General features: G+C 72.4%; 1 protein-coding gene. It reads left to right on the forward strand.

Features of this window, described 5'->3' with window-relative positions; all coding sequences use genetic code 11:
• On the forward strand, window positions 1-1,094 hold a 1,094-nt coding region (locus AC3A6G_RS27330), incomplete at both ends, for an autotransporter-associated beta strand repeat-containing protein (RefSeq protein WP_487863269.1).

Raw genomic sequence — 1,094 nt, forward strand, 5'->3', positions numbered from 1 at the left:
GACAACAAGGGTGCGGGCGGCGCGGTGCGCATCGGCGGCGCGCAGTTCGCGGTCGACGGCTACAGCATCGTCGGCGATGCGTTGACGATCAGCGCACCGGCGACGGTGGTGCGCGTGGGCGACGGCACAGCCGCGAGCGCGGGCATGACCGCGACCATCGGCGCGGCGATCGGCGGCGCGGGCGGGCTCGTGAAGGCAGACGGCGGCACGCTGGTGCTCGGCGGTGCGAACACCTACACGGGCGGCACCACGGTCAATGGCGGCACCCTGCAGATCGCGGCGGACAACAACCTGGGCGCGGCGGGCACTGCACTGGCGCTCAACGGCAGCACGCTGCGCGTGGCCAGCGGCGGATTGACGGTGGCTTCCAAGCGCGCCATCACGCTAGGCGCGGGCGGCGGAACCTTCGAAATGGCGGACGGCGCGTTCGAATCGAACGGGTCGATCGGCGGTGCGGGCGGCCTCACGGTGACCGGCACGGGCGGCGCAGTGCAGCTGAACGCCGCCAACACTTACGGCGGCGGCACGGTGCTGCGAGACGGAGCGACCGTCGCCGCGACCGCGGATGGCGCGTTCGGCAGCGGCGACGTGCGCCAGGAGACCAATGGCACGGAGGTGACGATCACCGGTTCGGCCAGCGCCGGCAGCACCCGCTTCACAGTCGGCCGCGCCGGCAGCACCGACACAGCGAACCTGCTCGTGTTCGCGCAGTCGGCCACCGGCGGCACGGCCCAGATCGACGTGCATGGCCAGGGGCTCGCGGGCGGCATCGGCAATGCGGCCCTGTTCATCAATACCAGCAGCGCCGACGACGCGACCATCAACAACCAGGGCGGCCTGGTCCTCTTCGCCGAGTCGGCCAGCGCAGGCACGGCCAAGGTAAACAACCAGGCCGGCAGCATGGTGTACTTCGCGGGCGATGCGTCCGCGGGCGGTGCATCGATCACCAACGCCGCGGGCGGCACGCTCGACGTGTCGGGCATCACTGCACCGGCGGGCCTCGCGATCGGCTCGCTCGCGGGCGGCGGCGCGGTGGTGCTCGGTGCCACGCGGCTGACGCTCGGCGCCACCAACGCGAACGACGCGATCTCCGG

The organism is Variovorax sp. Soil_C_26, assembly GCF_057657075.1.